Here is a 1,308-nt window from a genome sequence, read left to right as displayed (position 1 = left end):
TGTGATGTCTCAGGACATCTGCAAGATCCGAACCCACGGAGTGGGTTCGGATCTTGGTCATTTGCGGGGTTGGTAGTCGGTGTTGGTGTCGATGGTGAGGTCTCGGAGGAGCTCGCCGGTGATGGCGTTGATGACGCGGACGTTGAGGTCCTGGATGAGCAGGAGGACGTGGGTTCCCTTGTGGGCTCGTCCGATGCCGATGTGGCGGAGTTGGCCGGCTACTCGAAGGGTGACTGTGCCTGATTTGTCGACGCGGTCGTGGCGAACTCGGTCGTGGGTGTCGGTGTCCCGGCTGGGGCCCGGCAGGGCCTTGGGCATGGTGTTGTAGAGCGCTGCTGGGGTGGCTCGGTGCGGCAGGGAGCGGTGGGGCCGTTGCTGGTTGTACTGGGTGACGAACCGGTCGAGCAGAGCTTGCAGCTCGGCGATGGTTGCGGGCTGGGTCGGCTGGGCGCGCAGCCACTTCTTCATCGTCTGCTGGAAGCGTTCGACCTTCCCGCAGGTGGTCGGGTGGTTGGGTCGGGAGTTCTTCTGGACCACGTGCCAGTCACGTAGTTGTTGCTCGAAGCCGTTGCGGCCGCCGCGGCGGCCCGAGCCGGCCAGGCGGACGGTGTAGACCATGCCGTTGTCGGTGAGGGTGGAGGCTGGGATGCCGTTCTGACCTGCGGCTTTACGGAAGGTGGCCTTCACGATCGGGGTGGTGATCGCGCGGTGCGCGGATACGTCCAGGGCGTACCGGGTGCAGTCGTCGAGCCAGGTGATGATCTCCACGCCCTTGGGGAACGCGGTGGTGTCGGTGAGGGGATAGTGGGTGAAGTCGGACTGCCAGCACTCGTTGGGCATCGCGGCGGCGAACCGGATGTAGGAGGACTTCGGCTTCTTCGTCGGCTCCGGGGTGACCGCGCCATGGCGGGTCAGGATGCGGTGGATGGTGGCCCGCGACAGCGTGATCGCGTGATGCTGGGTCAGATGCCAGCCCAGCGTGTCGGCGCCGGCGTCGTGACCGGCATCGGTGAGCTGCTTGCGTAGCCGCAGCACCAGGTCGACGGTCGCGGCCGGGGTGGCGCCGGGTGAGGTCTTCGGCGCCCGGGACCGGGGTTCGAAGGCAGTCTCGCCCTCGGCCCGGTAGCGGGCCATCAGCCTGCTGACGGTGGCCTCGGACAGGCCGTAGGTACGGGCGGCCTCCGCCTGGGTGAGGCCTTGGGTGGTGATGGCTGTGATGACCAGCCGCGCTCTCGACACGGGTGAGCATCACGGGCCCGTCTTGCAGATGTCGTGAGACATGCCTTGCAGATGTCCTGAACCAGCACA

Annotated in this window: 1 protein-coding gene; it reads right to left on the bottom strand. The window is 66.5% G+C overall.

All coding sequences use genetic code 11. The annotated features are described in order from the left end of the window. Positions 1 to 57: 57 nt before the first annotated feature. Complete coding sequence (locus tag ABD709_RS21370; RefSeq protein ID WP_344779086.1) at positions 58 to 1,239, bottom strand: integrase core domain-containing protein; 1,182 nt, start codon at positions 1,237 to 1,239, stop codon at positions 58 to 60. Positions 1,240 to 1,308 lie beyond the last annotated feature (69 nt).

The organism is Nocardioides panacisoli, from assembly GCF_039537325.1.
Classification (GTDB): Bacteria; Actinomycetota; Actinomycetes; order Propionibacteriales; family Nocardioidaceae; genus Nocardioides; species Nocardioides panacisoli.
The sequence above is the reverse complement of the archived record's forward strand: the minus strand, read 5'-3'. Positions and strand labels throughout refer to the sequence as shown.